The 8,027-nt window shown below is 52.9% G+C and carries 8 protein-coding genes; 2 read left to right on the top strand and 6 right to left on the bottom strand.

What is annotated here, in order from left to right; translation table 11 throughout:
- Genes MVG27_RS07695 through MVG27_RS07685 form a run of 3 tightly spaced genes read right to left on the bottom strand, consistent with a single transcriptional unit; the run spans position 1 to position 2,637 of the window.
- Positions 1–405, bottom strand: a complete 405-nt coding sequence (locus MVG27_RS07695) for a Zn-ribbon domain-containing OB-fold protein (RefSeq protein ID WP_297550455.1) — start codon at positions 403–405, stop codon at positions 1–3.
- Positions 406–407: 2 nt separating this feature from the next.
- Positions 408–1,574: a thiolase domain-containing protein gene (locus MVG27_RS07690; protein ID WP_297550457.1), complete on the bottom strand. Its 1,167-nt coding sequence runs from the start codon at positions 1,572–1,574 to the stop codon at positions 408–410.
- A 10-nt stretch (positions 1,575–1,584) separates the two neighbouring features.
- The gene (locus tag MVG27_RS07685) at positions 1,585–2,637 is read right to left on the bottom strand and encodes a hydroxymethylglutaryl-CoA synthase (protein WP_297550479.1); all 1,053 of its coding nucleotides are present in this window, start codon (positions 2,635–2,637) and stop codon (positions 1,585–1,587) included.
- 140 nt (positions 2,638–2,777) lie between these two features.
- On the opposite strand from MVG27_RS07685, the gene MVG27_RS07680 reads away from it, so the two are divergent.
- The gene (locus MVG27_RS07680) at positions 2,778–3,446 is read left to right on the top strand and encodes a TIGR00266 family protein (RefSeq protein ID WP_297550459.1); all 669 of its coding nucleotides are present in this window, start codon (positions 2,778–2,780) and stop codon (positions 3,444–3,446) included.
- Positions 3,447–3,479: 33 nt separating this feature from the next.
- On the opposite strand, the gene MVG27_RS07675 is transcribed toward MVG27_RS07680, so the two are convergent.
- The 3 genes from MVG27_RS07675 to MVG27_RS07665 form a co-directional block, all read right to left on the bottom strand.
- The gene (locus tag MVG27_RS07675; RefSeq protein ID WP_297550461.1) at positions 3,480–4,160 is read right to left on the bottom strand and encodes a fibrillarin-like rRNA/tRNA 2'-O-methyltransferase; all 681 of its coding nucleotides are present in this window, start codon (positions 4,158–4,160) and stop codon (positions 3,480–3,482) included.
- 5 nt (positions 4,161–4,165) lie between these two features.
- A complete protein-coding gene (locus MVG27_RS07670) occupies positions 4,166–5,431 on the bottom strand; it encodes a C/D box methylation guide ribonucleoprotein complex aNOP56 subunit (RefSeq protein ID WP_297556462.1) in 1,266 nt (421 codons plus the stop codon).
- 77 nt (positions 5,432–5,508) lie between these two features.
- Entirely contained in the window at positions 5,509–6,477 is a 969-nt protein-coding gene (locus tag MVG27_RS07665) for a ribose 1,5-bisphosphate isomerase (protein ID WP_297549654.1), read from the bottom strand.
- 260 nt (positions 6,478–6,737) lie between these two features.
- On the opposite strand from MVG27_RS07665, the gene MVG27_RS07660 reads away from it, so the two are divergent.
- Entirely contained in the window at positions 6,738–7,994 is a 1,257-nt protein-coding gene (locus tag MVG27_RS07660; RefSeq protein ID WP_297556459.1) for a PLP-dependent aminotransferase family protein, read from the top strand.
- The last annotated feature ends 33 nt before the right edge of the window (positions 7,995–8,027 follow it).

Here is an 8,027-nt window from a genome sequence, read left to right as displayed (position 1 = left end):
TCACTTCAAAACGGGCCTGAACTTGTAGGCGTAGAGGATTATTCCGTCCTCCTCGAACTCCCTGACCTTTCTCGTTACCGCCTCGACCTCCATGCCCTCGTGTATCTCCTCTGGCTCAACGTCGGTGAGCTGTGCCAGAACTACAGGACCTTCTTCAAGCTGGACCAAAGCTAAGGGATAGGGCTTGTAGTACTCGAAACCGCTCGGCGGGTTCCTAACGATTGTCCACGTGAGAACCTTTCCCCTTCCGCTGAATTCGTATTCCTCGACGTTCCTCGAGCCACAGACGGGGCATACCTCCCTGTACGGGAAGAAGACGTGGCCGTTCTCACACTTTCCGCCTATGAGCCTGTACTTCTCGCGGAAGTGCCTCCAGTAGCGGGAAACCTGCATCGGGCGGGCCATTTTCACACCCTCCTGAGGATGTTAACGGTTATGTTCGAGCCGGTTCCACCTATGTTCTGGGTCAGGCCGATTTCAGCATCGGGCACCTGTATTCCTTCCGGTGCTTCACCCCGGAGCTGTAAAACAGCCTCGACAGTCTGATAAACCCCCGTTGCTCCGACGGGGTGACCTCTAGCCTTGAGCCCTCCCATAGTCTGTATCGGATAATCCCCGTCAATCGCTATCTGGCCTTCCTTGGCGAGCTTTGCTCCCTCTCCCTTCTTCGCCACACCGAGGGCCTCCAAGCTCAAAGCGGCCATAACGGTAAATGCATCGTGAACCTCGAAGAAGTCTATATCCTTTGGAGTTATCCCGGCCATCTTGTAGGCCCTCTCCGCGGCAATCTTCGCCGCTTTAAGGGTGAGTAAGTCCTCCCTGTTGGCGAGGTTTATTGTGTCAGTGGCCCTTCCAATTCCAGCTATCTCGACCCACTTCTCCTTGGGAACGCCGAGCTCCTTGGCTTTCTCCGGTGTTGTGATTATAACCGCCGCTGAACCGTCGCAGACGGGCGAGGCATCGAAGAGCTTGAGCGGGTCCGCTATATAAGGACTCTTCATCACGGTTTCGACCTTTATGGGCCTCTTGAACATCGCGTAGGGGTTTTTGGCTCCATTCGCATGGGCGTTGACCGCGAAGAGAGCTAAATCCTCCTCGGTGTAACCGTAGGTCTTCATGTAGTGCCTCATGATGAGCGCGTTCAAAGCTACGAAGCTCGCGCCGTGGAAGAGTTCCCACTCCGCGTCGGCGGCGTAAGCTAGATAGCGCGTCGCATCGCTCGGCCAGGCATCGGTCATCTTCTCGACGCCGACGACCGCAACGACATCTTCCAGCCCGCTGAGGACGGCTTTAACACCCTCCTGAACTGCCGCACCGCCGGAGGCACAGGCGGCCTCAACCTTGACAGCCGGAATGTTGCCCAGTCCAGCCCAGTCCGCTATCAAGGCACCCAAGTTTTCCTGCTCGACGAAAGATCCTGAGACCATGTTTCCCACGTAGAGGGAATCAACCCTGTCTATTCCCGCGTCCTCCATCGCGTTGAGCAGGGCTTCGACTGCAAGGTTGCGGAGTGAAAGCTTCCAGTGCTCCCCAACAGGCGTCATACCAGCACCGATTATAACGGCCTTCCTCATCTCAACCACCTCACAGAATGAACTTTCTCCTCGCCTTTGCGTAGAGGGCGTAGTCTATGTACTTCTTCCTTTCCACGTAGTCCTTAACCTTTGGCGCCAAGTCTCTCTTCTCCTCTATGGCGTCCTGAACAACGACGCTGAAGGCGTCGCTTCCGGCTCCGGAACCAAAGCTCACCCACAGGATTCTGTCGCCGGGCTTTGCTATGTCGAGAACGGCTGAAACACCGACCATCGTTGCACCGCTGTAGGTGTTTCCAATCTTACCGGTGAGAAGTCCGGGAAGGACCTTCTCCTTCGGAATGCCGAGTATTTTCGCTACCGTGAGAGGGAACTTGACGTTGGGCTGGTGGAAGACGGCGTAATCGAAGTCGTTGACCGTTAGGCCGAGCTCCTCCATGAGTGTCTTGGCGGCGTTTATTATGTGGTGGAAGTAGGCCGGCTCGCCGGTGAACCTGTTACCGTGCCTTGGATAGTGCTCGTGCTGTCTCCTCCAGAAGTCCGGAGTGTCAGTGACGTAGGAGTAGCTTCCCTCGAAGTAGGCGACGGTCTCAGAGCTCTTGGGGCCAACTATAAAGGCCGCTCCACCCGCTCCGGCGGTAAACTCGAGGTGGTCGCCGGGCCTCCCCTGGGCCGTGTCCGCTCCGATTGCCATCGCGTAGTCGGCCATCTCCGAACCGACGAAGCCGATGGCCGTCTGAAGGGCCTCGGTTCCGGCCTTACAGGCGAACTCGAAGTCCGCTGTACTCACATCGGGCGTCGCCCCTATCGCTTCGGCTATAATGGTTCCCGTTGGTTTAACCGCGTAGGGCTTGCTCTCGCTACCGAACCAGACGGCACGGATGAGCTTGGGGTCTATCTGGGCCCTTTTGAGGGCGTTTCTTGCCGCTTCAAGTCCTATGGTGAGGGCATCCTCGTCCAAACCGGGGACGGCCTTCTCCTCGATTGGGAAGCTTGAAACTCCCCAGACCCTGCCTATCTCCTCGGCCTTGATTCTATACATCGGAACGTAGGCGCCGTAGCCGACAATGCCTACTTCCCTCTTCGGCTTCAGCAACTTCCGCATGGGCATCACCCGAGAACTGTAATCACCGGCGGTGGTTGGGAGAGTTCTTATAAAAGCCTTTCGGTAAAAGTGAAAAAGAATTTAGACAATTGCCGATGGATATATAAAACTTGCCTCCCAATTGGTATCGGGTGTTTGGAATGAGGTACGAAATAACCCACAGACCAAGCTTTTCCCTTCTTGAGGTGGAGCTTTCTCAAGGAGAGGCAATCCAAGCTGAAGCTGGGGCAATGGTTCACATGAGTCCAACGATAAGAATAGAAACCAAGGCAAGGGGCGGTGTTTTCGGTGCCCTGAAAAGATCCGTGCTTGGCGGGGAGAGCTTCTTTGTCAACGTTTTCAGAGCAGTTGGTGGAACTGGAACCGTTGGCCTAGCACCCCCATATCCGGGGGACATCGAGGTATTTGAACTGGATGGAACCCTTTACGCCCAGAGCGGAGCATTTCTGGCAAGCAGTGAGAATATAGACATCGACATCAAGTGGGGAGGTGCCAAAACCTTCTTCAGCAGAGAGGGACTGTTCCTCCTAAAGATAAGCGGAAGGGGAATGGTTTTTCTCTCCAGCTTTGGGGCTATATACAAAAAGGAACTTAGGAACGAGCACTTTATAATTGACACCGGGCACATGGTGGCTTTCACAGAGGGTTTGGACTTCAAAGTTAAGCGAGTTGGCGGGCTTAAGAGCACTCTCTTCAGCGGAGAGGGCTTGGTTGCAGAGTTCTACGGAACGGGAACAGTCTACATACAAACTAGGAGCATGGACAGCTTTCTGAGCTGGCTGATTCCAAACTTACCAATCAAGGACTGACCCTCTCTAAATTTTTGAGAAAAGAAAAAGAACTCATGGCTTTCTCACAACGAAGAGAGCATGATCCTTCTCGTAGGGTTCAAGTGAAAGCCTCTCAACGACCTCGAAGTATTCAGAGAGCTCCCTCTCGACCTCCTTAAATACTTCCTCCGGCTCCTTGGTGACGTCGATGCTCCTGCTCTTGACGGATATCATGCCGTAGCCGCCGCTCTTGAGATACACCTTCGCGTTGTCTATCAGGATTTTCGCCTGCGTCGGCTGGGCCACGTCTTCAAAGATAACGTCCACCTTCGGAACGAGAGCGCGGTAGCCTTCCGGCTTTGTCGCGTCGCCGAGTATGGGAACTATGTTCCTCCTCTCCTCCACTATGGGAACGAGCTCCCTGAGAACCCTTGGGGAAAACTCAACGCCGAATATCTTGCCCTCCCAGCCGACGATGTCGCTGACGTGAGATGCCGTGGTTCCGCTCGCTATTCCTAGGTAGAGGACCGTTGAGCCGGGTTTAATCGGAAAGTTCTTGAGGCCGTTGAGGATTGCCGCACCAAGCTTCGACCTGCTCGGGTTCCAAATTCTGTATTCATCTCCCTCGAACTTTATGACTCTCTCGCCGTAAACCCTCTGTCCGGGAACGAGGTTTTTGGTCGCTATCTTCTCGCTCCCGTCGTCGTCAATAACGATGTAAACGCCTGGGAACCTGTGCTTCTTAACCTTCATCTACCTCACCTCTTTCCGCCCTTGGACTTCTTCTTTTTCTTCTTCTTTTCGGGCTTGCCCTTACCTCTCCTCTCCTTCTGGCCTTTCTTCTCCTTCTTGGACTTCTTGGGCTTGAACTTCTTTTTCTTCTTCTCGGGTTTGGCCTTCCTCTTCGGCGGGTTCGGGTACTTCTCCTTGATTTCCTTGATTCTCTGTTCAAGCTCCTTCTTGAGTTCCTCGCCTATGTATTCGCCAGAGAAATAGTCAACCCTGGCCGCTATGGCCAGCTTTCCGGCCAAAGCTCTCGCTATCTTACCCCTCTGCCACCACGGCGAGCGGTTTATTGCAGGATACTGGAAGATTACACCGTGCTTCGGAGGCTTTGCCCCGGTTCTCAGGTGCCTGAAGAGGGCCTTTTCAGCGCCGAGAACCTGAATTGTTGAGGCGGGCATCATTGCCAGCTCTTTGAGACCTCCTGCAAGGCTCATAAGCCTCGCGGCGAGTTTGGCTCCAACGAGCGCCTTGAGGTTTGGAGCGACTTCGTCCATGGCCATCTCAAGGTAGTCCTCAATCTGCTCCCTGAGCTTGTAGAGGTCGCTTATCTCGCTGGCGAGCTTTCTTATGATTTCGCTGTCGAACTTGCCGAGCGGAGCGCCCATGGACTTCTCCGCAGCCCTGAGAATCTTCTCGATTTTTCCTTCTGAAAAGCCGAGCTTCTCAAGCCTCTCCCTCGTTACGTTCTCCCTCGGGCCGATTTCCTTAACGAAGGCAACGTACTGTGGATGCTTTGGAAGGATTTCATCGAGTTCAGGGAAGTGGAGACCGTACCATTCCCTGAGCCTTGAAACGAGTAAGTTAATCACCTTGTCAATATCATCGAGTGCCTCGATTGCCTGGATTATCATCTTGTCCCTTGCACCGCTCTGCTCCTGTATGCGGAGCCTGGTTAGTGCCACGCCAACGGTGTAGTACTCGTCGAACCAGTTCTCGCCTAGGAATTCGGCAGGGTTTGAGCGGAGCTTTTCGCCGGCCAGGTTGGGAAACTCGGCTGTAGCTGTGTAGTTAAGCTCCTTCAGTTTTCTGCTCAGCTCGGTGTCCTCAACGACGAACTCGTCGTAACCTTCCCCCCTCAGCTCCTCAAGGAGGGTCAGTAACTCGTCGCTCGGCTCGCCTTTTAGTAGTTTGTCGAGGCTTATCTCCGGCTTTCCGGAGAAGGGCTTGCTCGTGATGAGCTTCCCGCTCTCGTCGAAGGCGTAAATTCCCCTGACGTTTTCAGCAATGTAAGCCTTCATGAGCATCACCTTCCATTTCTTCCTCAGGTATAGAAGGGCGAGGAGTTTTAAACGGTATCGGTGAAAAAGAGGAAAGGTCAGTCCTCCCAGGGTTCGCGGTACTTCAATGCCCAGCCGAACTCCTCCTTGAGGATATCAATGGCGGCGCTCGGCGGGATAACACCGCGCTCCGTTATGATGACGTCAACGTACTCCGGCGGGGTAACGTCAAACGCTGGATTCCAGACCTCGATGTTCTTCGGCCAGGTCTTGAGTTCTTCTTCCGGAATGACCTCCGTCGGGTCGCGCATCTCTATCTCCACCAGCTGGCCAAGCATGGTCTCCGGGTGGAACTTGTAGGTTTCGGCAGCTATCATCGTCCAGACCCTGTGCTCCTTGGCTGTCAGAGCTATCAGGGCGGTTCCAATCTTGTTTATCACGGCACCGTTTACGGTTATGCTGTCGGCTCCCATGACAACCTTGTCGGTCATCTTCATGTAATGCCTTGCCGCGCTGTCAACGACGTAAATGACGGGAATGCCGTAGCTGGCGAGTTCCTTGGCAGTTATCTTGCCCTGCCACTTGGGCCTCGTCTCCGTGACGATGACCTTGATGTCCTTGCCCTGGTCAAAGGCTGTCTTCATGACGCTTATCGCGGCCTTGCTGTGGCAGTGGGTCATTATGACGTCACCGTCCTCTATGCGCTTCGCCCCTATCTCGCCTATCCTCTTCACCGCGTTCTCGGAGTTGTGTATGAACTCCTTCGCGGCGTTGATTATGATGAACCTCAACTGCTCAAGGTCCGCCCCGCTGGAGTAGGCTATCTTTCCGCGGTGCATGACGTAACGTAGCGCGTTGGGCAGGGAAACTGCCGTCGGTCTCGTTTCGTAGAGAATCTTCGCGGCTTCTTTCATTTCATTCCAGAATTCATCAACTGTTTTTGCTTGACTTTTTTCGGCCTGTATCTGAAGGGCCTTTGCAGCTGCCCTAGCTATTGCTCCGGCCCCTCTAATTTCCATGTCCTTTATTTTCTTGGCTATCTCAAGGACATCTTTCACCACTGGCATTGCTTTCACCTCCCGGGTAACCCTAAGTTTGGACACAAGAGAATTTAAATTCTTTCTTTCACCTCGACTATAGCTTAAAGATTGTACAGTTCATTAGTGCTCTCAAAAGTCCCTTGATGTTTCTAAATTGCCGAAGAAAGCCACATTTACCTTTGTAAAGGCTAAAGCTGGGCATTGGGAAAGGTTTATAACGAAAGGCCCGTAGTTCTTAGTGTATAGATTTGATGACACGCTCAGCTCTGTTCATTGAGGTGGTGTGTATGGAAGAAAAGCTGAAAGGAAAACTTGCCTCAGAACCCCTTAATTTCGAGTCATTTTTTTCTGAAAAAGCCCTTCGTATGAAAGCTTCGGAGATTAGAGAACTTCTTAAGCTCGTTGAAACAACCGACGTCATAAGCCTTGCCGGAGGATTACCGGCCCCTGAAACATTCCCTGTAGAAACTATCAAGAAAATTGCCCAAGAAGTCCTCACGGAGCACGCTGACAAGGCCCTGCAGTACGGAACGACCAAGGGATTCACACCGCTCCGCCTCGCGCTCGCGAAGTGGATGGAGAAGCGCTACGGAATTCCTATGAGCAAGGTTGAGATAATGATGGTCGCTGGAAGCCAGCAGGCACTCGATTTGATCGGCAGGGTCTTCATAAACCCGGGAGATGTCGTCATAGTCGAGGCACCAACTTACCTTGCCGCACTCAACGCCTTCAAGTACTACGAGCCCGAATTTGTAAGCATACCGATGGACCACGACGGAATGAGAATTGACCTCCTCGAGGAAAAACTGGAGGAACTCAAAAAGGAAGGAAAGCGCGTTAAGTTCGTTTACACCGTCTCAACCTTCCAGAATCCAATGGGCGTTACGATGAGCCTTGAGAGAAGGGAAAGACTCGTTGAACTGGCAAGGGAGTACGACTTCCTCATAGTTGAGGACAATCCCTACAGCGAGCTCCGCTACTCTGGTGAACCAGTTCCACCGATAAAACACTTCGACGAGGAAGGCAGGGTCATCTACCTTGGAACGTTCTCTAAAATACTCGCCCCCGGGTTCCGCCTCGGCTGGGTTTCGGCTCATCCGCACTTCATAAGGAAGATGGAGATAGCGAAACAGGCAGTTGATCTATGCGCAAATACGTTCGGTCAGGTAATAGCCTGGAAATATGTGGAAAACGGCTATCTTGATGAACACATACCGAAGATAATAAAATTCTACAAACCAAGACGCGATGCTATGCTCAAAGCCTTGGAAGAGTTTATGCCCGAGGGTGTTGAATGGACGAGACCCGAAGGTGGAATGTTCGTCTGGGTTACCCTGCCGGAGGGAATAGACACCAAGATTATGCTTGAGAAAGCCGTTTCGAAGGGTGTTGCCTACGTTCCCGGTGAGGCATTCTTTGCCCACCGCGACGTCAAGAACACACTTAGGCTGAACTTTACGTACGTCCCGGAGGAGACCATCAGGGAGGGTGTTAAACGCCTAGCCGAAGTTATAGAAGAGGAAATCAAAGCCCTCAAGAAGTGAGGAAAAATTTTTACACTCTTTTTTTCTCTCTTC

The organism is Thermococcus sp. (genome assembly GCF_027011145.1).
Taxonomy (GTDB): domain Archaea; phylum Methanobacteriota_B; class Thermococci; order Thermococcales; family Thermococcaceae; genus Thermococcus.
Note: the sequence above shows the minus strand (reverse complement) of the source record. Positions and strands in the feature narration are given on the sequence as shown.